At 73.3% G+C, this 21,796-nt stretch carries 21 protein-coding genes; 9 read left to right on the top strand and 12 right to left on the bottom strand.

Features of this window, described 5'->3' with window-relative positions:
* Positions 1–33 precede the first annotated feature (33 nt).
* The gene (locus MCBG_RS16065) at positions 34–1,293 is read left to right on the top strand and encodes an amidohydrolase (RefSeq protein WP_043326724.1); all 1,260 of its coding nucleotides are present in this window, start codon (positions 34–36) and stop codon (positions 1,291–1,293) included.
* Here the strand turns inward: MCBG_RS16065 and MCBG_RS16060 are convergent.
* Positions 1,250–2,251, bottom strand: a complete 1,002-nt coding sequence (locus tag MCBG_RS16060) for a DUF4349 domain-containing protein (RefSeq protein WP_043326722.1) — start codon at positions 2,249–2,251, stop codon at positions 1,250–1,252. The genes MCBG_RS16065 and MCBG_RS16060 overlap by 44 nt on opposite strands.
* A 124-nt stretch (positions 2,252–2,375) precedes the next feature.
* On the opposite strand from MCBG_RS16060, the gene MCBG_RS16055 reads away from it, so the two are divergent.
* From MCBG_RS16055 to MCBG_RS16040, 4 genes are read left to right on the top strand one after another with little or no spacing between them, the layout of a single operon-like run.
* Positions 2,376–3,005, top strand: coding sequence for an MBL fold metallo-hydrolase (locus tag MCBG_RS16055; protein ID WP_043326720.1), 630 nt, complete (start codon positions 2,376–2,378; stop codon positions 3,003–3,005).
* Between the two features lie 2 nt (positions 3,006–3,007).
* Entirely contained in the window at positions 3,008–3,934 is a 927-nt protein-coding gene (locus MCBG_RS16050; protein ID WP_043326718.1) for a hypothetical protein, read from the top strand.
* A 37-nt stretch (positions 3,935–3,971) separates the two neighbouring features.
* Positions 3,972–4,712 (top strand): SCO6745 family protein, encoded by a 741-nt coding sequence (locus MCBG_RS16045; protein ID WP_043326717.1) that lies wholly within the window; start codon positions 3,972–3,974, stop codon positions 4,710–4,712.
* 42 nt (positions 4,713–4,754) lie between these two features.
* Positions 4,755–5,717 (top strand): GNAT family N-acetyltransferase, encoded by a 963-nt coding sequence (locus MCBG_RS16040; RefSeq protein WP_043326715.1) that lies wholly within the window; start codon positions 4,755–4,757, stop codon positions 5,715–5,717.
* Positions 5,718–5,792: 75 nt separating this feature from the next.
* On the opposite strand, the gene MCBG_RS16035 is transcribed toward MCBG_RS16040, so the two are convergent.
* Complete coding sequence (locus tag MCBG_RS16035; protein WP_030501227.1) at positions 5,793–6,248, bottom strand: gamma-glutamylcyclotransferase; 456 nt, start codon at positions 6,246–6,248, stop codon at positions 5,793–5,795.
* A 106-nt stretch (positions 6,249–6,354) separates the two neighbouring features.
* On the opposite strand from MCBG_RS16035, the gene MCBG_RS16030 reads away from it, so the two are divergent.
* Positions 6,355–7,758, top strand: coding sequence for an NAD(P)H-quinone dehydrogenase (locus MCBG_RS16030; protein WP_043326713.1), 1,404 nt, complete (start codon positions 6,355–6,357; stop codon positions 7,756–7,758).
* 17 nt (positions 7,759–7,775) lie between these two features.
* On the opposite strand, the gene MCBG_RS16025 is transcribed toward MCBG_RS16030, so the two are convergent.
* The 3 genes from MCBG_RS16025 to MCBG_RS16015 all read right to left on the bottom strand — a co-directional run bounded on the left by MCBG_RS16025 (position 7,776) and on the right by MCBG_RS16015 (position 9,370).
* Positions 7,776–8,429 carry a DUF998 domain-containing protein gene (locus MCBG_RS16025; protein ID WP_043326711.1) on the bottom strand — a complete coding sequence of 218 codons (654 nt, stop codon included), beginning with the start codon at positions 8,427–8,429 and terminating at the stop codon, positions 7,776–7,778.
* Positions 8,430–8,525: 96 nt separating this feature from the next.
* Positions 8,526–8,726, bottom strand: a complete 201-nt coding sequence (locus tag MCBG_RS16020) for a hypothetical protein (RefSeq protein WP_051611232.1) — start codon at positions 8,724–8,726, stop codon at positions 8,526–8,528.
* Between the two features lie 20 nt (positions 8,727–8,746).
* On the bottom strand, positions 8,747–9,370 hold the full coding sequence (locus tag MCBG_RS16015) for a DedA family protein (protein WP_043330647.1): 624 nt from the start codon (positions 9,368–9,370) through the stop codon (positions 8,747–8,749).
* 496 nt (positions 9,371–9,866) lie between these two features.
* Between MCBG_RS16015 and thrS the strand changes: the two genes are divergently transcribed.
* Positions 9,867–11,081: a threonine--tRNA ligase gene (gene thrS, locus MCBG_RS16010; RefSeq protein WP_043326709.1), complete on the top strand. Its 1,215-nt coding sequence runs from the start codon at positions 9,867–9,869 to the stop codon at positions 11,079–11,081.
* 70 nt (positions 11,082–11,151) lie between these two features.
* Here thrS and MCBG_RS16005 read toward each other — a convergent pair whose 3' ends face one another.
* The 4 genes from MCBG_RS16005 to MCBG_RS15990 all read right to left on the bottom strand — a co-directional run bounded on the left by MCBG_RS16005 (position 11,152) and on the right by MCBG_RS15990 (position 16,028).
* Positions 11,152–13,206: an ABC transporter ATP-binding protein gene (locus tag MCBG_RS16005; protein WP_043326707.1), complete on the bottom strand. Its 2,055-nt coding sequence runs from the start codon at positions 13,204–13,206 to the stop codon at positions 11,152–11,154.
* Positions 13,203–14,936 carry an ABC transporter ATP-binding protein gene (locus tag MCBG_RS16000; protein ID WP_030501234.1) on the bottom strand — a complete coding sequence of 578 codons (1,734 nt, stop codon included), beginning with the start codon at positions 14,934–14,936 and terminating at the stop codon, positions 13,203–13,205. The genes MCBG_RS16005 and MCBG_RS16000 overlap by 4 nt, the downstream gene beginning before the upstream one ends.
* Positions 14,930–15,451: a MarR family winged helix-turn-helix transcriptional regulator gene (locus MCBG_RS15995; protein WP_043330646.1), complete on the bottom strand. Its 522-nt coding sequence runs from the start codon at positions 15,449–15,451 to the stop codon at positions 14,930–14,932. Before MCBG_RS15995 ends, MCBG_RS16000 begins: the two co-directional genes overlap by 7 nt.
* Before the next feature lie 61 nt (positions 15,452–15,512).
* A complete protein-coding gene (locus MCBG_RS15990; protein WP_043326705.1) occupies positions 15,513–16,028 on the bottom strand; it encodes a MarR family winged helix-turn-helix transcriptional regulator in 516 nt (171 codons plus the stop codon).
* Between the two features lie 54 nt (positions 16,029–16,082).
* On the opposite strand from MCBG_RS15990, the gene MCBG_RS15985 reads away from it, so the two are divergent.
* Positions 16,083–17,705 carry an MFS transporter gene (locus MCBG_RS15985; protein ID WP_043326702.1) on the top strand — a complete coding sequence of 541 codons (1,623 nt, stop codon included), beginning with the start codon at positions 16,083–16,085 and terminating at the stop codon, positions 17,703–17,705.
* Positions 17,706–17,728: 23 nt separating this feature from the next.
* On the opposite strand, the gene MCBG_RS15980 is transcribed toward MCBG_RS15985, so the two are convergent.
* Positions 17,729–18,172, bottom strand: a complete 444-nt coding sequence (locus tag MCBG_RS15980) for a DoxX family protein (protein WP_043326700.1) — start codon at positions 18,170–18,172, stop codon at positions 17,729–17,731.
* Between the two features lie 84 nt (positions 18,173–18,256).
* Here MCBG_RS15980 and MCBG_RS15975 point away from each other — a divergent pair, with 84 nt between their 5' ends.
* The gene (locus MCBG_RS15975) at positions 18,257–18,796 is read left to right on the top strand and encodes a TetR/AcrR family transcriptional regulator (RefSeq protein ID WP_043326698.1); all 540 of its coding nucleotides are present in this window, start codon (positions 18,257–18,259) and stop codon (positions 18,794–18,796) included.
* 13 nt (positions 18,797–18,809) lie between these two features.
* On the opposite strand, the gene MCBG_RS15970 is transcribed toward MCBG_RS15975, so the two are convergent.
* Positions 18,810–20,249, bottom strand: a complete 1,440-nt coding sequence (locus MCBG_RS15970; protein ID WP_043326696.1) for a GuaB1 family IMP dehydrogenase-related protein — start codon at positions 20,247–20,249, stop codon at positions 18,810–18,812.
* Positions 20,250–20,374: 125 nt separating this feature from the next.
* The coding region (locus MCBG_RS15965) for an acetyl/propionyl/methylcrotonyl-CoA carboxylase subunit alpha (RefSeq protein WP_043326694.1) at positions 20,375–21,796 on the bottom strand (1,422 nt) is incomplete at its 5' end.

The following is a 21,796-nucleotide window of genomic DNA, read 5'->3' as shown; positions in this document are numbered from 1 at the left end:
GATCCATCCATCTCTAGTGATCGAGAATTCGACGTGACGAGTGCGTTGACGCTGCCTTCCGGCGGCCCGCTGGCGTCGTCCCGGCCCGAGGCGCCGACCGGTTCCCAGCCCCTGCCCTTCGAGCTCGACCATCTCCTCGCGCTGCGCGTGCCCGGCCTGATCGCGACCCGCCGGCACCTCCACTCCCACCCGGAACTGTCCGGCGAGGAGTTCGAGACCGCCGCCCTGGTGCACCGCGAGCTGTCCCTCGCCGGGCTGAAGCCGCGCCTGCTGCCGAAGGGCAACGGCGTCATCTGCGACATCGACGGACGCCCGGACGGCCCGGTGATCGCGCTGCGCGCCGACATCGACGCGCTCCCGCTGGACGACCCGAAGGACGTGCCGTACCGCTCGACGGTGGAGGGCGTCTGCCACGCCTGCGGCCACGACGTGCACACGTCGGTGATGCTCGGCGTCGGCATGCTGCTGGCCCAGCTCGCCGACATCGGCCAGCTCGACGGCCGGGTACGGCTGATCTTCCAGCCGGCCGAGGAGATCCTGCCCTGCGGCTCGCTGGAGGTCATCGAGGCCGGCGGTCTGGAGGACGTGGTGCAGATCTTCGCGCTGCACTGCGACCCGAACCTGCCGGTGGGCAAGGTCGGCCTGCGGGTCGGCCCGATCACCGCCGCCGCCGACAACGTCACCGTCCGGCTCACCGGGCCGGGCGGACACACCGCCCGCCCGCACCTGACAGTCGACCTGGTGGACGCGCTCGGCCGGCTGGTGACCGAGGTCCCGACCCTGATCAGCCGCCGGGTGCCGGCCAACAGCGGGCTGCTGCTGGTGTTCGGCCACGCCTCGGCCGGCACCCGTTACAACGTCATCCCCTCCGAGGCCTGCGCGGCCGGCACGCTGCGGGTGATGGACCGCGACACCTGGGACGAGGCGCCCAAGATCGTGGCTCAGGTGGTGCGGGACGTGCTCGCGCCCACCGGCGCCACTGTCGATCTGGAATACCTGCGCGGCCGGCCGCCGGTGACGAACGACGCCGGCGCGATCGGCGTGCTCACCGCCGCCACCGCCGCCGCGCTCGGCCCCGACGGCATCGCCGAGACGCCGCAGAGCATGGGCGGCGAGGACTTCTCCTGGTACCTGGAGCACGTCCCCGGCGCGCTCGCCCGCCTCGGCGTGGGCCGCAGCGGGCCCAATGTGGACCTGCACCGGGCCTCGTTCGACGTGGACGAGCGCGCCATCGAGGCGGGCGTACGCCTCATGGTCCAGACCGCGCTGCGGGCACTGGCGGCGGCGCGCTGACCGGAGCGTCGGCCGGACCGGCCGGGCCCGGCGGCATCGGGCCCAGGCCCGGCTGCGGCATCGCGCCCGGGCCGGGCGGCGGCGTCCGCCGGGCCCGCCGGCGCCGCCACAGGAGCAGCAACCACAGCGGTACGCCGATCACCACCGCGAAGGGCAGCACCGCCCCGAGCACGGTCAGCGCGATGCGGGCCGAGGCCCGGAACGCCGTCCACCCGCCGTCCAGCCCGCTGCGGAAGCCCAGATCCGCCTCCTCCTCGGCGGTGCTGGCGTCCTGCCCGAGCAACGTCACGGTGATGGTGGAGAGCGCGGTCAGGTCCGCCAGCCGGCGCTTGCGCGCCTCCAGCGCGGCCAGGTCCGCCTGACGGCTGCCCACCTCGTTCTCCAGCCGGACCAGCTCGTCCACCGAACTCGCCTGGGCGAGCAGCTTGCGGGCGCTCTCCACCCGCGCCCGCTGGGTGGCGATCCGGGCGTCCAGGTCGACCACCTGCTCGGTGACGTCCTCGGTGCGGATCTCCCGGCGCTCCTGGCGGCCGAGGCCGGCGAGCTGGTCGATCACACCGGCGAACTTGTCCGCCGGTACCCGCAGGGTCAGCACCGCCCGGGCCTCGGCGGAGCGGCTCGACCGCCGGTCGCCGCCGACGAACCCACCGGCCGCTGTCACCGCGGTGACCGCCTCCCGCGACGCGGCCTCCACATCGTCCACCCGGATCTGCATCGTCCCGGTGTAGATGATGGACCGCTGGTCGACCCGCAGGTCCGCGCCGCCGGTGCCGCCGGGAGCCGCCTGGTCGCGATCCGCGCCGCCCGCGGGGGGCTGCTCGCGCGCCGGCCTCCGTCCATGGCCGGCTCGGCCGCATCGCCGCCGCTTGTCTTCGTCCGCGCCGCAGGCGCCCACGGCGAGCGCCGCGACCAGGCCCACCGCCACCAGGGCAAGGCCCCGGAACCGTCGTCCACCCATTCCCCGTACTCCGATCGTCGGCGGCCCCGCCCACCGGGACCGATACCTCGGACGTGGCGCGTGGTCGCGCCGGTTCCGGCAGACTGCGCTGAGGACATCACGATTCGGTATGCGAGGAGTCACGATGCACGTCACCAAGTACTCGCACTCCTGTCTCCGGCTGGAGCACGACGGGGCGGTGCTGGTCGTCGACCCGGGTGGCTTCAGCGAGCCGGAGGCGCTGGACGGGGCGGACGCGGTGCTCGTCACCCACGAACACCCGGACCATGTGGACGTCGCCGCGCTCACCCGGGCGCTGGAGCGGCGGCCGGTGCCGGTGCACGGCCCGGCCTCGCTCGCCGGGGTGCTCGGCGACGCCGCCGAGGCGCTCGTCACCGTCTCGCCGGGGCAGTCGCTCACCGTCGCCGGAGTGCCGGTGCGGACGTACGGCGGGCAGCACGCGGTCATCCACCCGGACATCCCGGTGATCCCGAACATCGGCTACCTGTTCGCCGACGTCCTCTACCACCCGGGCGACGCGCTGTTCGTCCCGGACGACGTGCAGGTGGACACGCTGTTCGCCCCGATCCACGCGCCCTGGTCGAAGTTCTCCGAGGTGGTCGACTTCATCCGCGCGGTCGCCCCGCGCCGGGCGTACGCGCTGCACGACGCGCTGCTCAACGGCAACGGCCTCGGCGTGCTGGACCGGCAGTACACCGCGTTGTCCAAGACCGACTACCGCCGTCTGGAGCCGGGCACCCGGATCGACGTCTGAGCATGGCCGAGGTGCCCGCGGAGGTGATCCGGCAGCTCTACGCCACGCCGCCGGACCGGTTCGTCGCGGCCCGGGACGCCGCCGTCGCGCAGGCGCGGCAGTCCGGCGACCCGCGTACCGCCCGCGAGATCGCCAAGCTGCGCCGGCCCACGGTGGCGGCCTGGCTGGTCAACCTGCTCGCCATCCGCCGGCCCGAGCTGGTCGCCGACCTGAGCCAGCTGGCCGAGTCGCTACGCGCCGCGCAGCGCGACCTGCGCGGGGGCACGCTGCGGGAACTGTCCGCGCAGCGGCGCGCCGTCGTGGGGCGCTGGTGGCGGAAGTTACGCCGTCTCGCCGCCACCGAACCCGCCGCGCCACCGGCCGGGCGGCTGCCGCTGGGCGAGGTGGAGGCGACACTCAACGCCGCGCTGTCGGACACCGAGGTGGCCGAACAGGTACGCGCCGGACGCCTGCTGCGGGGCAGCCACTACGCCGGGTTCGGCGAGGTGCCCCGTCCCCAGCTGCGGCTCGTGACAGGGGGCGAGGAGGCGCCTGTTGTACCGGATCGGTCGGCCGAGCGGCCCGACGCGCGCCGGGCCCGCGACGAGCGGGCGGCGCGGGCCGAACGGCCGGGGCGGCGGCGGACCGCGACCCGGGAGCTGACCCGGGCCCGGACGGACCTGGACCGGGCCGAGAAGGAGCTGGCGGCGGCCGACGCGGCCGAGCGGGACGGCGCCGCGACGCTGGACCGGATCGAGACCGAACTGGCCGAGCTGGAGCGTCGCCGGGCCGTGGCCGAGCAGGAGCTGAGCCGGGCCCGGCTGGCCCGGCGGGGCGCAGAACGGGCGGTCACCGCGGCCCGGCGCCGGGCCGGTGAGGTGGAGGCCGTGTTGGAGGCGCTCGACGCCGAAGAGGGGGATGCCGACACCGGTGACGACCGGGCAGACTGAGCGTGATGAATGGCTACGGTGGAGTGACGGGCGGCCGATGACTCCGGAACAGCTCGCCGCCGCCTGCAAACCGCTGGTGCTCGAACTCGGGGAGGCGTTCGCGCGCTGCCCGTCCACGCTGCGCCGGGCGCGGCTGCTGGGCATCTCCGGGTGGGCCTTCTACATCACCGGACGGGCCGGTGCGCTCGGTGACGTCCGCGCCGAGACCGTCGCCGCGGCGCTGGGCTTCATCGCCCCCGAGGCGGTCACCGACGGCTGGGACGCCGCCGCACGCACCGTCCCGCCGCTGGAGGTGGCCGCCGCCAACCTGGCCGAGTGCTGCCGGTGGGGCACCGCCCGGCTCGGTGACGGCGCCGAGTCGTCCCGGCTCGCCGCGCTGCTGGGCCGGGCGGTCGAGGCGGCGGACGGCAGCGGCATGCCGCTGTTCGCCGCCTGGCGGGCCATGCCCGTGCCCGACCCGTCGCCGGGCGCCCGGGCGGCGGTCGGCATGCTGCTGCTGCGCGAGCACTTCGCCGGGGCGTACCTGCTGGCGGTACGCGCGGCCGGGCTGACCCCGCTGGAGGCGGTGCTGGCCGGGCCGGAGGGCGAGGCGGGCGCGGCGGCGTGCGGCTGGGCGCCCCCGTACCCGCCGGTCGGGCCGCTGGTGCGACGCCGACTGTGGGCCGAGGCGGTGACCGACCGGCTGGCGTCGGCGGCGTTCCGCGCGCTCAGCACCGCCGAGGGGGCGGAGCTGCTGGGTCTGCTCGCCGCCGCGCGGAAGCGCGCCCGGCGCGGATAAATGGGAGGCGGCCCCGCCGGTCCGGCTGCCAGGATCTGGCCCGTGACGCTCCCCGCCGGCTGGTCGGCCCGCCGCCCGACCCTCGACGACGTGCCCGCGATCCTGGCTGTGGTGCACGCCTCCGACACGTTCGCCGTGGGCTACCCCGACTTCGACGCCGAGGATGTGCGGTCCGCGCTGATCGCGCCGTTCGTCGACCCGGCGCGGGACTCCTGGCTGGTCACCGACCCGGACGGTACGGCGGTGGCCTGGTCGATCCTGGCCAACCCAAGCGGTGTCGGCCGGGAATGGGTGGACGTCCTGGTCGACCCCGACCGTGGCGCCGACCTGCGTGCGCCGCTGCTGGCGCGGCTGCTGGAGCGGGTCGCCGAACGTGCCGCCGAGCGCGGCCTGCCCGCGCTCACCGCCCGCGCCGGCGTGTACGCGCCGGAGACCCGCTGGGCCGGTGAGCTGGCCGAGGCCGGGTTCACCCGGATCAAGCGCTACATCCGGATGAGCCGCTCGCTGGCCGACCTGCCCGCCGAGCCGGCGCCCCCGCCCGGGGTGACGGTGCGGCCGCTGCGCGCCGACGACGAGAACGACCTGCGGCTGTTCCACCGGATCTACGACACCGCGTTCCGGGACACGCCCGACCACGACCCGCTCGACTTCGAGCAGTGGCGGGACCTGCTGCCCTCGTACGGGAAGGTCTGGGACGAGTGGTTCCTGGCCGAGGTCGACGGCGAGCCGGCCGGCGCGCTCCAGTCCTCCGACCAGGCGCTCGACCAGGACCGGGGGTGGGTGCGGACGCTGTCGGTGCTGCCCGCGTACCGGCGGCGCGGGGTGGGTGCGGCGCTGCTGCGCCGGGCCTTCGCGGTCTACGCGGCGAAGGGCCGCGAAGGGGCCGGGCTCGGCGTCGACCTGGCCAACCCGACCGCACCGGTCACGCTCTACCGCTCCGTCGGGCTGGTGGAGGAGCGCTGGGTCGACATGTACGAGCGGAGCGTGCCCGCCTCGCGGGTGTGACCCGGCACCCCTCGTACCGGGGTCGCCGAGCGCGGGTGCGGCCGCACGGCGCACACTGTGGGTGTGGGAGACGCGCTACGCGGAGGCGGTGCCGGTGGGGCGGGACCGCAGCTCGGTGACGTAGTCGTCCGGCGCGCCCGCCTTCTCCGCGGCGTTCGCCAGCTCCGACAGGTACCACGCGGTGGGCAGACCGCCCTCGTAACCGTCGAACACGTAGACCCACGCGGTCACGTCGCCGTCGAGCGTCGAGACGCGCACGGTCAGCCTGCGGTACGTCTCGGCGGTCACGCCCTCGATCTCGTCGAGCTGCGCGGCGTCGTACGGGTGGATGTCGTAGAGCGCCACGAAGACCCGGTCACCCGGGGACTCGACAACGGTGCTGACCGAGCCCTCCCATCCGATGACGTCCTCGCCGGCGAAGGTGAGCCGCCACCCCTCCAGCCAGCCGGTACCCACCATCGGCGAATGCGGGCAGTAGGCGCGCATGCGGGCCGGGTCCAGGTTTGAGCCGTAAGCAGCGTAGAGACGCACGGCGACGACGATAGCCCGGCTGGCGGGTGGGGGAGAATACGACAGTGCGTGTCGAACCCGACGGGGAGAAGAAAGTCACTGTGAGCACAGACGAGGGGCTAATGCTGTGAGCCAGATCGTGATCATCGGCGGCGGGCCGGCCGGGTACGAGGCGGCCCTGGTCGCCGCGCAGTTGGACGCCGAGGTCACAGTGGTCGAGGCGGAGGGGGCCGGCGGCGCCTGCGTGCTCTCCGACTGCGTGCCCTCCAAGACGTTCATCGCCAGCTCCGAGGTGGTCACCGGCTACCGGGACACCGAGGAGTTCGGCGTGCACTCCGACGGCCTGGAGGCGGTCACCGTCGACGCCCGGGCGGTGCACGAACGGGTCAAGCGGCTCGCGCTGGCCCAGTCCGCCGACATCCACACCAAGCTGGTCAAGGCCGGCGTCGAGTTCGTGGCCGGCACCGCCCGGCTCGGCGAGGACACGCTCGGCCACACCCACCGCGTGATCGTCACCCCGGCCGGCGGCGGCGAGGAGTACTCCATCGCCGCGTCGACGGTGCTCGTCGCGACCGGCGCGACCCCGCGCCAGTTGCCCACCGCCGTACCGGACGGCGAGCGCATCCTGACCTGGCGTCAGGTGTACGACCTGCCCGACCTGCCCGAGCACCTGATCGTGGTCGGCTCCGGCGTGACCGGCGCCGAGTTCGCCAGCGCGTACCTGGCCATGGGCGTCAAGGTCACGCTGGTCTCCAGCCGGGACCGGGTCATGCCGCACGAGGACGCCGACGCCGCGATGGCGATCGAGCGGGTGTTCCGCAACCGGGGCATGAGCATCCTGAACAACTCCCGCGCCGAGGCGGTCCGCCGCGTCGGCGACGGGGTGGAGGTGGTGCTCTCCGACGGTCGCCAGGTCACCGGCTCGCACGCGCTGATCGCCGTCGGCTCGATCCCGAACACCGCCGACCTGGGCCTGGCCGAGTACGGCGTGGAGCTGGCCCGGGGCGGTTATGTGACTGTCGACCGGGTGTCCCGTACCAACGTGCCGGGCATCTACGCGGCCGGCGACTGCACCGGCGTGCTGCCGCTCGCGAGCGTCGCGGCCATGCAGGGCCGGATCGCCATGTGGCACGCGCTGGGCGAGGCGGTCCGGCCGCTGCGGCTGCGTACCGTCGCGGCGAACGTCTTCACCGACCCGGAGCTGGCCACCGTCGGCGTGTCCCAGGACGAGGTGGACGCCGGCAAGACCCCGGCCCGCCAGGTGATGCTGCCGCTGTCCGGCAACGCGCGGGCGAAGATGGACGACCTGGCCGACGGCTTCGTCAAGCTGTTCTGCCGGCCGGCGAGCGGCCAGGTGATCGGCGGCGTGGTGGTGGCGCCGAAGGCCAGCGAGCTGATCCTGCCGATCACGATGGCGGTGGAGAACAACCTCACCGTCAACGAGCTGGCCCACACCATCACCATCTACCCGAGCCTGTCCGGTTCCATCACCGAGGCCGCCCGCCAGCTCATGCTCCACGAGCTGGAGTAGCCCCCTTCTTTCGTCGATCATGGAGTTGCGGCCCCCGATCCGACCGGTATGCCCGGTCTGTGCGGGGTCACAACTGCATGATCGACGACTTTGGTCAGGGCGAGGTGCAGGGCCAGGGTGGTGATGACTGCCGTCTCCGTGAGGATGAGCGCGCGCTCGATCAGGCCCAGCAGGGCCCGGTCGCCGGGGTAGGCGGACCAGATCATCGCGCCCGCCAGCAACAGGCTGGCCACGGTCAGGCCGCGCAGCCAGGCGGCGGCTCCCGCGACCGGGTTGCGGGCCAGCAGCCAGCCGGCCACCGGTAGGGCCAGGAACGACAGCACCGAGGCGTACCGGTGCACGTACGCGGCGGTGTCCATCGGCGTACCCGGCTCGTTAGTGGGCACCACCGCCGCGGCCAGCAACCCGGCCGACCAGGCGGTGAGCAGCGCGAGCGGCACCCGGCCCGCACCGGCCCGGCGCAGCGCCGGCAGCAGCACCACGCTGGCCGCCGCGAGCACCGCCATCGCGGTGTCGATGACGCCGCCCCGATCGGAGACGGCGAAGTCGCTGACGGTCAGCGACCAGGGATCCAGATCGTCGCTCACCCCGACGTGACCCATCACCGCGAGCACCGCCGCCAGGACGATCCCGCCGAGGGCCAACAGGCCGCTGCTCCGCGTTCCAGGCATACGGTCAGCCTGTCGCCGGAACCGCCCCAGACGGATCCGGGACCACCACCCACTTCGCTACCCGGGTCGTCCCCTACCGGATCCCCGAGAACGGCGTCAGGTCCCGTCGGGTGAAGGCGCATCGTCTGCCGGGTCTCCCGTCGACTGCGCGCCGTTGATCGAGGCCAGCATCTGTTCTCTGAGCTGCCCGCGCCGGGTCACGCGCTCGGCGTCATCCCATGAGGGATCGATTCGCCGAGCCCTGGCCTTGACGTCGTGCCACGCCGCCGTGTCGCTCATGGCCTGTTCTTCCTTCACGTCGATCAGGTGCTCGGGGGTCAGCTGCCGGTCGAGTCGGCGGTGGCCTCGGCGCGGGTCTGCCGGGCGCTGCTGATCCAGGTCATCGCCCACCCGGCCAGCGCGAACCCGGCCGCCGCCACCCCACCGATCAGCAGCAGCCGCCACGCCGAGTGGGTCAGCGCCGTACCGCCCAGGTGGCCGACGAGCGCGCCGTAACTGGACCAGGCGAGCGCCGCAGCCGCCTCGTAGGGCAGGAAGAGGCGGTACGGGTAGCGGCTGCGGCCGGCCGAGAAGCAGGCCGCCATCCGGCCGCCGGGCACGAACCGGCAGAGCAGGATCACCAGCGGCCCCGGCTCGCGCAGCCCGCGGGTGACCCGGGTGACGGCCCGGCGTGCCCGTCCGCGTGGCGTGGCCCGTGCCGGCCGGCGGGTCGGCGTGGTGCGGCCGATCAGGTAGCAGGTCAGGTCGCCGATGAAGACGCCGGCCGCGCCGACAGCGATGGTGACCGGCAGGCTGAGCCCGCCGTAGACGGTCAGCGCCCCACTGGTGATCATGACGAGCTGGGTCGGCACCACCGGGACGAAGGCGTCGGCGATCAGCAGGGTCAGCAGCAGCGCGTACGCCCACATGGGCGACGCGACGTCAGAGATGAGCTCGGCCACGACCGCCACCTCGCCGGAGTTCTCCGTTCGACCGGATCGAGGGTGACGCCGTGTCCGGCGTCACCACCACCGGCCCCACCTGGCGGTGACCAGCGACACCGACGGGCCGTAGGTGTGGAACGAGCCGACCCGGCCGGAAGTGACGGATGGGCGGGGCCGCGGAGCGGGGCGGCGGATCGACGGATCGCGGCGTACCGTTGGCGGGACGCGGCACCGGAGCCGTCGGGTCCCCCGTTCCCGATGTCCGGGCCGCCGCGGGTCGCCGGCAGGTCCCGTGTCGGCGACCCGCACCCTCTCTCCGAAATCCAGGTGCGCCGGTGTCGTCCGCGCGTCTACGGTCGGGGCATGCGCAGCGCGGTAGTGACCACGACGCCGGGTGTTCCCGGCGCGCCGCACTGACGTTTCCGTCGACGAGGCCCCGGGGCGATCCGCTCCGGGGCCTCGCGGCGTTCCGGGCCTGCTCGCCTCCGGGTCGTACCCGATCAAGGAGAGCGACATGATCGACCACCGCAGGCTCGGCCGGGACCTGGAGCTGTTCGTCTCCGACCCGCTCGCGGGCGCCGGGCTGCCGATCTGGCTGCCGGACGGCGCCGCCGCCCGGCACGCCGTCGAGGAGTACGTGCGGGAGCTGGAGCGGCGGGCCGGCTACCGGCACGTCTACTCGCCGCCGCTGGGCAAACGGGAGCTGTTCGAGCTGTCCGGGCACCTCGGCTACTTCGCCGACGACATGTTCCCGCCGATGCGGCTGAGCGCCGACGACGAGTTCGTGCTGCGCCCGGCGCTGTGCCCGCATCACGCGCTGGTGTTCCGCGCCCGTGGGCGCTCCTACCGGGAGCTGCCGCTGCGGATCGCCGAGCTGGGCGGCATGTACCGGGCGGAGCGTTCCGGGGTGCTCGGCGGGCTGTCCCGGGTGCGCGCCATCTCGCTCAACGACGCGCACACCTTCTGCGCGCTGGACCAGGTCGGTGACGAGGTCCGCGAGGTCCTGCGGCTGATCGGCGAGGCGCACGCCGCGCTCGGCGTCCGCCCCGCCGGGTTGCGGCTGTCGTTGCGCGGGCCGGGCCAGCGGTACGTGGGCGACGACGCGAGCTGGGCGCGGGCCGAGGACCTGCTGCGCGCGGCGCTCGACGGGGTGGACGTCGTGGAGGCGCCGGGCGAGGCCGCGTTCTACGGCCCGAAGATCGACATTCAGATCGTGGACGCGGCCGGCCGGGAGTCGACCATCTCCACCGTCCAGCTCGACTTCGACAAGCCGGAGCGGTTCGACCTGTCGTACACCGACTCGGACGGCCGCCGGAAACGGCCGGTGATGGTGCACCGCAGCCTCGTGGGCAGCATGGAGCGGCTGTTCGCGTACCTGATCGAGGTGCACGAGGGCGCGTTCCCGGCCTGGTACGCCCCGGTGCAGTTGCTGCTGCTCCCGCTCGACGCGGCGCAGGCCGACGCGGCCGCCGGGCTGGCCCGCCGGGCCGAGGCGGCCGGGCTGCGGGCCGAGGTGGACCATGCCGGCTCGCTCGGCGCCCGCATCCGCGACGCGGCCCGCAGGCGCATCCCGTACACCGGGGTGATCGGCCCCCGGGAGGCGGCCGACGGGTCGGTCTCGCTGCGTCTGCGCGACGGCCGGGTGCTCGACCCGATGCCCGCCGCGCAGGCGCTGGGCCTGATCGGCGCGGTGGTCGCGAGCCGGTCGGCGGCGCTGCTCCCGGTCTGACCCCGGCCCGTCCGGGTGCCGGGAAGGCACCCGGACGGGGACCGGTGTCGGACCTGTGGCCGGGTCCACGTCAGTTCCCGACCGGCGTGCCGGCGCCGGCACGCATTCCGTTCGGCGGGCCGGCCGGTGCCGGCGCCGGAACCTCGTCGGTGATCACCGCGCCGGTGAACTGCGCCCGGTAGAGCCGGGCGTACGCGCCACCGGCGGCGACGAGCTGCTCGTGGGTGCCCTGCTCCACGATCCGGCCCTGCTCCATCATCAGGATCAGGTCGGCGTCGCGGATGGTGGAGAGCCGGTGCGCGATGACGAAGCTCGTCCGGTCCGAGCGCAGCGCCGCCATGGCGCGCTGGAGCAGCACCTCGGTGCGGGTGTCCACCGAGCTTGTCGCCTCGTCCAGGATCAGCAGCGACGGCTCGGCCAGGAACGCGCGGGCGATGGTGATGAGCTGCTTCTCGCCGGCGCTGACGTTGCTGCCCTCCTCGTCGATCACGGTGTCGTAGCCGTCCGGCAGGCTGCGGACGAACCGGTCCACGAACGTGGCCCGCGCGGCGGCGAGGATCTCCTCCTCGGTGGCGTCCGGGCGGCCGTAGGCGATGTTGTCCCGGATGGTGCCGCCGAACAGCCAGGTGTCCTGCAGGACCATGCCGATCCGGCCGCGCAGGTCGTCGCGGCGCATCGTGGAGATGTCCACCCCGTCCAGCGTGATCCGGCCGGCGTCCAGCTCGTAGAACCGCATGACCAGGTTGACCAGCGTGGTCTTGCCCGCGCCGGTGGGACCGACGATGGCGACCGTGTGGCCCGGCTCGGCGACCAGGGACAGGTCGTCGATGAGCGGCTTCTCCGGGTCGTACCGGAAGGAGACGTGCTCGAACTCGACCCGCCCGTGCGGGTCGGCGATCCGGGCCGGCTCGGCCGGGTCGGGGCTCTGCTCGTCGGCGTCGAGCACCGCGAAGACCCGCTCGGCCGAGGCCACGCCGGACTGCAGCAGGTTGGCCATCGAGGCGACCTGGGTGAGTGGCTGGGTGAACTGCCGCGAGTACTGGATGAACGCCTGCACGTCACCGAGGCTCATCGAGCCCGACGCCACCCGCAGCCCGCCGACCACCGCGATGGCGACGTAGCTGAGGTTCCCGATGAAGAACATCGCCGGCATGATGATGCCGGAGACGAACTGCGCGCCGAAGCTGGCCCGGAACAGCTCCTCGTTCTTGGCGTGGAAGGCGGCCTCGACCTCCTTCTGCCGACCGAAGACCTTGACCAGCTCGTGCCCGGTGTACGCCTCCTCGATCTGGCCGTTCAGCTCGCCGGTGTGCTTCCACTGCGCGATGAACTTGCCCTGGGACCGCTTCGCGATCTGGCCGGTGACCACCACCGACAGCGGCACCGCGACCAGCGCGACCAGCGCCAGCAACGGCGAGATCCAGAACATCATCCCGAGTACGCCGACGACTGTGAGCAGCGACGTGAGCAACTGGCTGAGCGTCTGCTGCAGCGTCTGCGACACGTTGTCGATGTCGTTCGTGACCCGGCTCAGCAGCTCACCCCGGGGCTGCTTGTCGAAGTACGGCAGCGGCAGCCGGTTGAGCTTGTCCTCCACGTCGGCGCGCAGCTTGAGCACGGTGCGCTGCACCACCCCGTTGAGCACCCAGCCCTGCGCCCACTGCAGGATGCTCGCGCCGATGTAGAGCACCACCGCGAACGCCAGCACCCGGCCCAGCGCGTCGAAGTCGATGCCGGCGCCGGGGATGACGTCCATCCGGGCCAGCATGTCGGCGAAGTTGCCGTTGCCCTCGGCGCGGGCCGCCTCCGCCGCCGCCTCGGTGGTGGTGCCGGGTGGGAGCTGCCGCCCGATCACCCCGCTGAAGATGATGTCGGTGGCGTGGCCGAGCACCTTCGGTCCGACGACGCTGAGCCCGACGCTGCCCAGGGCCAGCGCGAGCACGCCGGTGAGCTGGAGTCGGTACGGCCGCAGCCGCCCCAGCAGGCGGCGCGCCGACGGCCCGAAGTTCATCGCCTTCTCGGCCGGCATGCCCATGTTCATGTGCGGCGGTCCACCGGCGGGCCGGCGTCCGGCCGGAGGCAGCCGCTTCGGTTCGTTCTTCTGCTGCGGTACCGGCGCACTCACGCGGCCACCTCCGCCGTCTGCTGCGACGCCACGATCTCGGCGTACGTGGGGCAGCTCTCCAGCAGTTCCTCATGTCGTCCCATCCCGACGACACCCCCGTCCTCGAGCACGATGATCTGGTCGGCGTCGACGATCGTGGAGACCCGCTGGGCCACGATCACCACCGCCGCGTCCGCGGTGACCGGCTTGAGGGCGGCCCGCAGCCGGGCGTCCGTGCCGAGGTCGAGCGCGGAGAAGGAGTCGTCGAAGAGATAGATCTCCGGTTTGCGTACGAGCGCGCGGGCGATCGCCAGCCGTTGCCGCTGGCCACCGGAGACGTTCGTGCCGCCCTGCGCGATCGGCGCGTCCAGTCCGCCCGCCATCTCGGCGACGAAGTCACGCGCCTGGGCGATCTCCAGCGCGGCCCACAGGTCCGCGTCGGTGGCGTCCGGGTTGCCGTACCGCAGGTTGCTGGCGACGGTGCCGCTGAACAGGTACGGCCGCTGGGGTACCAGCCCGATCCGCCGCCACAGCTCCTCCGGGGCGAGTTCCCGGACGTCCACGCCGTCGACCAGGACGGCGCCGGCGGTCGGGTCGACGAGCCGGGGGATCAGGGTCAGCAGCGTCGTCTTGCCGGCGCCGGTGGAGCCGATGATCGCGGTGGTCCGGCCCGGTTCGGCGCGGAACGAGATGTCGTGCAGCACCGGCGCGCTCGCGCCCGGGTACTGGAATCCGGCGCCGCGCAGTTCCAGCTCGCCGTGGCCGGTGACCTCGGTGACCGGGTCGGGCGCCGGCACCACCGACGAGTCGGTGTCCAGCACCTCCTCGATGCGTTCGGCGCAGACCGCGGCCCGGGGCACCATCATCAGCATGAAGGTGGCCATCATGACCGCCATCAGGATCTGCATCAGGTACTGCAGGAACGCGGTCAGCGCGCCGACCTGGATCTGGCCGGAGTCGACGCGCGCCGCGCCGAACCAGAGCACCGCGACGCTGGAGACGTTCAGGACCAGCATCACGATCGGGAAGATCAGCGCCTGGAGCCGTCCGATCCGCAGCGCGGTGGCGGTCAGGTCGGTGTTCGCCGCCCGGAACCGGTCGGTCTCGTACGGCTCCCGGACGAAGGCCCGGACCACCCGGATGCCGGTGATCTGCTCGCGCATCACCCGGTTGACGGTGTCGATCCGGGTCTGCATGAGCCGGAAGCCCGGCACCATCCGGCGGATGATCAGGCCCAGCGCGACGGCGAGCACCGGTACGCAGACCAGCATCAGCCAGGAGAGCCCGACGTCCTCGCGCAGCGCCATCACCACGCCGCCGACGCTCATGATCGGCGCGGCGACCAGCATGGTGCAGCTCAGCAGCACCAGCATCTGCACCTGCTGGACGTCGTTGGTGTTGCGGGTGATCAGGGACGGCGCGCCGAACCGGGCCACCTCGCGGGCGGAGAAGCTGTTCACCCGCCGGAAGATGGCGCCCCGCACGTCGCGGCCGAAGCCCATCGCGGTCTTCGCCCCGAAGTAGACGGCGGCGATCGAGCAGGCGATCTGGAGCAGGCTGACCAGCAGCATCCAGCCGCCCGTACGCAGGATCTGGTCGGTGTCGCCGACGGCGACGCCGCGGTCGATGATGTCGGCGTTGAGGCTGGGCAGGTAGAGCGAGGCGATGGTGCCGACGAACTGGAACGCCACCACGGCGACCAGCCATCGTCGGTACGGGCGTAGATGTGTGCGGAGCAGGCGGATCAACACGGATGGCTCCCCGTTGGCGGCTCGGTGTCGGACTCGCTGTCCCGGTTCAACCGACGGAGGTCTCCGTCGGACATGCCGGTGATGATTTCGATCAGGAACTCGCGGATGACCGCCCGCTTGTCCGGGTCGGCGTCGACGGACGTCAGTGGCCGGTCGCTGTGGATCATGTCGATGATGGTGCGGGCGTGCTCGCCGCCCTTGTCGGTGAGGGCGAGCCGGACGGTGCGGCGGTCCTCGGGCGCGCGGCGCCTGGTGACGAAGCCGTCGCGTTCGAGGGTGTCCACGATGCCGGTGAGCGTGGCGGGCCGGACGAAGCACAGCTCGGCCATTTCCCGGTGGCTCACGTCGCCGGATCGGAGGAGGATCATCAGGACCCGCATGCCGGCGGACGTGAGCCCGTGGTGTTCGGCGAGGTAACGCCCCCAGTGCTGCTCGACGACGTGGCCGGCGATGGAGACCAGCCGGCCGAGTGGCGCGTGGTGCAGGGCGTCGGGGAAGCGGACGAGCGGGCCCATGTTCACGAGCGTCAGATTAGCCCCCGAACCATCAGGGCCCAAACTATTTCTGAGAATCTCCTCAGCCGCGGTCGGCGCGGGCGCGCGGAGGCTCGTCCGGGGCGGTGGCGACGTACTCGCGCATCACCTCGGTGACCTCGCGCAGGAACGCCGTGGTGGCCTCGGCCTGCTCGGGGGTGAGCCGGGAGACCGCCCGGTCGACGCCGACGAGCATCGGGCGCAGCGCCTCCAGCACCTCACCCACGCCGCTCTCGGTCACCTGGAGGCTGAGCCGACGCCGGTCGTGCGGGTGCGGGGCCCGGGCGACGTGACCGGCCTGCACCAGCCGGTCCACGAGCGTGGTCGCCGAGGCGGACCGGATGCCGAGCCGGTTGCCCAGTTCGACCGGGCCCAGTGGCTCCGGGCTGGAGATCAGGTGATGGATCGCGGCGGCGTCGGTCGCGTTGAGGCCCAGGCGGCGGGCCAGCGCGGCCCGGGTGTCACCGGCGATCCGCAGCACCTCGCGCAGCGCCCGGGAGGTCTCGCTGCTCGGCGGCGGACCCGGTGCGGGCTCCCCGGTTGACGGCACCCCCTCCATGGGATAAAGCTAGCACTTCGGGTAGCTAGAAAATCTAGCTAAAGGGAGGGCGCCATGCGCGGCGACGGGCGCGGACGCTGGTTCGGGCTGCTGGCCATCAGCCTCGGCGTAGCGATGATCATCGTGGACGCCACCATCGTGAACGTCGCGGTGCCGCAGATCATCCGGGACCTCGACATCACCTCCACCGACGCGCAGTGGGTGCAGGAGGCGTACACCCTGGTCTTCGCCGCGTTGCTGCTGGTCGCCGGCCGCTTCGCCGACCGGTCCGGACGGCGGCGGATGTTCCTCGTCGGCGTCACAGTGTTCGTGGTCGCCAGCGTCCTCGCCGCGCTCGCCGGCTCCGGCGAGACGCTCATCGCCGCCCGGGTGCTCCAGGGCGTCGGCGGGGCGATGATGCTGCCCACCTCGCTCTCCCTGCTCAACGCCAACTTCACCGGCCGGGAGAAGGGCATCGCGTTCGCCGTCTGGGGCTCCACCATCGGTGGCGCAGCAGCGCTCGGGCCGCTGCTCGGCGGCTGGCTCACCACCACGTACTCCTGGCGGTGGGCCTTCGGCATCAACGTCCCGGTCAGCCTCGCCGTGATCGTGGCGACGCTCGTGCTGGTGGCCGAGTCCCGCGACGACCGGGCCGAACGCGGCCTGGACCTCACGGGCGCGCTGCTCTCCGTGATCGGCATGACCGGCGTGGTCTTCGCGCTGATCGAGGGCCGCACCTACGGCTGGTGGGAGCGGGAACGGCCGTTCAGCCTCTTCGGGCTGGACTGGACCGCGTCGATCTCACCGGTGCCGGTGGCCGCGCTCCTCGGGCTCGCCGCGCTCGGGCTCTTCCTGACCCAGCAGGTACGCCGCAACCGGGCCGGCCGTCCGGCACTGCTCGACCTGTCGCTGTTCGGCATCGGCTCGTTCCGCAACGGCATCCTGGCCGCCGCGATCGTCAGCCTGGGCGAGTTCGGCCTGCTGTTCGCGCTGCCGCTGTGGTTCCAGAACGTGCTCGGCTACAGCGCCTTCCGGACCGGCCTGGCGCTGCTGCCGCTCGCCGTCGGCAGCTTCCTGGCCAGCGGCATCGGCGCGCCGCTGACCCAGCGCTGGGGCGCGGCCCGGGTGGTCCAGCTCGGTGTCGCCGCCGAACTGGTCGGCGTGGCCGGGCTCGGATTCGTGGTCGCGCCGGACACCAGCTGGTGGGCGCCGGTGGGCTTCCTGTTCGTCTACGGCGTCGGCGTCGGCCTGGCCACCGCCCAGCTCACCGGCGTCTCGCTGTCCGAGGTGCCGGTACGCCGCAGCGGCCAGGGCTCGGGCCTGCAGAGCACCGCCCGGCAGGTCGGCTCCGCGCTCGGCATCGCGGTCCTCGGCACCGTGCTCTTCGCCGGCCTCGGCGGGCTGCTCGGCGACCGCCTGGCCGACCAGCCCGGCCTCGACCCGGCCCAGCGGGACCAGGTGGTCAGCGCGGTCAAGGAGAGCGCCGGCGCGGCGATCGGCGGGCTGGAGGCGGACCCGCGTACCGCGCCGATCGCCGAGGAGGCGAAGGCGGCGTTCTCCGACGCCACCCGGTACGCGGCATTCGCGGGCGCCGGGTTCCTGCTGATCGGCCTGGTCGCCTGCCTGCGCCTGCCGACAGTTCGCCACGGGGAGACCGGGGAATCCCAGCCCGCCGAAGCGGAGCCGTCCCGGGCCTGAGCCGGCCCGGCCCGGACCTCGGGTCAGCCGCCGACGGCCACCGTCAGCGCCGCGGCCACGAAGACGACCTGGAGCACGGTACGGACGCCGAGCGGCGTCACCGGGCGCCCGGCGAGCGTGAGGCGTCGCCGTGCGGCTGACACGTTGGCCGGGAACATGGCGAGCATCAGCAGTGCCAGCCCGGCCGCCGCCGGGCGCGCGGTGGCCGGGAACAGCAGCGCGAGCGCGCCGGCCAGTTCCAGTACGCCGGTGACGGTGACCAGCAAGGCCGGCCGGGGCAGGGACGGCGGGACCATCGCGATGAGGTCGTCGCGACGGGACGCGAAGTGGGCCGCGCCGGTCAGCACGAACATCAGCGCCAGCCCCACTCGCAGCGCGGGGTGCCACCCGTCCAGGGCGTCCACGCCGAGCAGGCCGGCGATCCGGGCCAGCGCGGTGCCGGCGAGCAGTGCGATCAGGGGTGCCATTGTCGATCCCTCCGACGAGCATCTTGTCGCTGACAAGATTGCGGCGATGGTGCCATCTTGTCAATGACAAGTTAGGGTGACTGCATGGCCTCGTACCACCACGGCGACCTCCGCCGCGTCCTGCTGAGCACCGCCGCCGAGGCGATCGCCGAGTCCGGACCGGCCGCGCTGAGCCTGCGTGAGCTGGCTCGGCGCGCCGGGGTCTCGCACGCCGCGCCGGCGCACCACTTCGGTGACAAGGCCGGGCTGCTCACCGCGTTCGCCACCCAGGGCTTCGAACTGCTCGCCGACGCGTTGCGGCAGGCCGGGGACGACCTGCTCGACACCGGCGTGGCCTACGTCGGGTTCGCGGTGCGGCACCGGGCGCACTTCGACGTCATGTTCCGGCCCGAGCTGTACCGGGCCGACGACCCGGAGCTGGTCGCCGCCCGCGCCCGCTCCGGCGACGTGCTGCGCGAGGGGGTGGCCCGGCACACCGGGCGGGAGCCGGACGCCGACGCGCTCGCCGCCTGGTCGATCGTGCACGGCTTCGCCACGCTCTGGCTCTCCGGCGCGCTGCCGCCACGGGTGGGCGACGACCCGGAGGCTGCCGCCCGTACCGTGATCAGGCGGTTGTTCGACTGAGCGGGACCGAACATCACCAGCTCGTCGGCAGCGGCATCCCCTCGGTGTAGCCGGCGGCGCTCTGCACACCGACGAGCGCCCGCTCGTGGAACTCCTCCAGGCTGCGCGCGCCCGCGTACGTGAACGCGCTGCGCACCCCCGAGATGATCTCGTCGATGAGGTCCTCGACGCCGGGCCGGTTCGGGTCTAGATACATCCGGGCCGAGGAGATGCCCTCCTCGAAGATCGCCTTCCGGGCCCTGTCGAACGCGCTGTCCTCGGCCGTACGGGCGCTCACCGCACGCGAGGACGCCATGCCGAAGCTCTCCTTGTAGCGCCGCCCGTCGGCATCGGTGTACAGGTCGCCGGGGGACTCGTAGGTGCCGGCGAACCAGGAGCCGATCATCACGTTCGACGCGCCCGCGGCCAGCGCCAGCGCCACGTCGCGCGGGTGGCGTACGCCGCCGTCGGCCCACACGTGCCGGCCCAGCGAGCGGGCCGCCGCCGCGCAGTCGAGCACCGCGGAGAACTGCGGACGGCCCACGCCGGTCATCATCCGGGTGGTGCACATCGCGCCCGGCCCGACACCCACCTTCACGATGTCCGCACCGGCGTCGACCAGGTCGCGTACGCCATCAGCGGTGACCACGTTCCCGGCCGCCACCGGCACCGGCGGGTCCAGCCGGCGGACCGCCCGCAGCGCCTGGAGCATCCGCTCCTGGTGCCCGTGCGCGGTGTCCACGACGAGCGTGTCCACCCCGGCCTCCAGCAGCGCGGCGGCCTTGCCGGTGACGTCGCCGTTGATGCCCACGGCGGCGGCGATCCGCAACCGCCCCCGGTCGTCCACCGCGGGCTTGTACAGCGTGGCGCGTAGCGCGCCCTGCCGGGTCAGCACCCCGACCAGGCGGCCGTCGCCGTCCACCACCGGCGCGATCCGCCGCCGGCCCGCCGACAGCCGGTCGAATCCGGTACGCGGGTCCGCGTCCGCCGGCACGGTGTGCAGCTCGGTCGACATCACGTGCCGGAGCTGGGCGAAGCGGTCCACCCCGACGGTGTCCGCCTCGGTCACCACGCCCATCGGCCGGCCGTCCCCGTCGACCACCACCACCGCGCCGTGCGACCGCTTCGGCAGCAGGTGGATGGCGTCGCCGACGGTGTCGGTCGGGCCGAGGGCGATCGCCGTGTCGTGCACCAGGTGCCGCTGCTTGACCCAGCCCACCACGTCGGCGACGACCTCGATCGGGATGTCCTGTGGGATCACCGCCACCGCGCCGCGCCGGGCCACCGTCTCGGCCATCCGCCGGCCGGCGACGGCCGTCATGTTCGCCACCACGAGCGGGATCGTGGTGCCGGTCCCGTCGGTGGTGGCCAGGTCGACGTCGAGCCGGGAGCCCACCTCGGACCGGTTGGGCGCCATGAAGACGTCGTTGTAGGTCAGGTCGTGCGCGGGGACCGCGCCGTGAAGGAACCGCACCCGGCCATCATTCCCGCCCCGGGCCGTGCCCGCCCCCGGTGGTGGCTCACACCACCCGGCCTCGCGCTGTTAAGAAGGGGCCCCTTCACTACCTCAGGCGTTAAGAAGGGGCCCTTCCTTACACCTCAGGCGATGGTGCAGATCGCGGCGCCGGACGTGATCACCGCGCCGACCTCGGCGGCGAGCCCGCTGACCGTGCCGGCCTTGTGCGCGTGCAGCGGCTGCTCCATCTTCATCGCCTCCAGCACCACGACCAGGTCGCCCTCGGCCACCTCGTCGCCGTCGGCGACCGCGATCTTCACGATCGTGCCCTGCATCGGCGAGGTGAGCGTGTCGCCGCTGACCGCGGCGCCCGCCTTGCCTCCGCCGCCCCGGCGGGCCGGCTTCTTCGCGGCGGGCGCGGCTGCCGCCGTACCCGCGCCGAGCCCGGCGGGGAGGACGACCTCCAGCCGCTTGCCGCCCACCTCGACCACGACGGTCTCGCGCTCGGCCGGCTCGTCGGCGGCGCCGGCGGCGGCGGTGAACGCCGGTACGGTGTTGTCCCACTCGGTCTCGATCCACCGGGTGTGCACGGTGAACGGTTCGGCGGTGAACGCCTCGTCGCGGATCACCAGGCGGTGGAAGGGCAGCGCGGTGGCCATGCCGTCGACCACCATCTCGTCGAGCGCCCGGCGGGCCCGCTCCAGCGCCTCGGCGCGCGTCTCGCCGACGATGATCACCTTGGCGAGCAGCGAGTCGAAGTTGCCGCCGATCACGTCGCCGGCCGAGATGCCGGTGTCCACCCGCACGCCCGGCCCGGAGGGCAGGCGCAGCGCGGTGACGGTGCCCGGGGCGGGCAGGAAGTTGCGGCCCGGGTCCTCGCCGTTGATCCGGAACTCGATGGCGTGTCCGCGCGGCGTCGGGTCCTCGGTGAAGCGCAGCTTCTCCCCGTCGGCGATGCGGAACTGCTCGCGTACCAGGTCGATGCCGGCGGTCTCCTCGGTGACCGGGTGCTCGACCTGCAGCCGCGTGTTCACCTCCAGGAAGGAGATCGTGCCGTCCGCGCCGACCAGGTATTCCACGGTGCCGGCGCCGTGGTAGCCGGCCTCGCGGCAGATGGCCTTGGCGCTGTCGTGGATCTGGGCGCGCTGGGCGTCGGTGAGGAACGGCGCGGGCGCCTCTTCGACGAGCTTCTGGTGCCGGCGCTGCAGCGAGCAGTCCCGGGTGCCCACCACGATCACGTTGCCGTGCTGGTCGGCCAGCACCTGCGCCTCGACGTGGCGCGGCTTGTCGAGGTAACGCTCGACGAAGCACTCGCCCCGGCCGAACGCGGCGACCGCCTCGCGGGTGGCCGACTCGAACAGGTGCGGAATCTCCTCCATGGTGCGGGCGACCTTGAGGCCGCGCCCGCCACCGCCGAAGGCGGCCTTGATGGCGACCGGCAGGCCGTGGTCGACGGCGAACGCCATCACCTCGTCCGCGTTGCCCACCGGGTCGGGGGTGCCGGGCACCAGCGGCGCGCCGGCGCGCTGCGCGATGTGCCGGGCGGTTACCTTGTCGCCGAGGTC

This window comes from Micromonospora sp. M42 (assembly GCF_000568915.1).
GTDB classification, from domain to species: Bacteria; Actinomycetota; Actinomycetes; order Mycobacteriales; family Micromonosporaceae; genus Micromonospora; species Micromonospora chalcea.
This window is presented reverse-complemented; position numbering and strand designations above follow the sequence as displayed.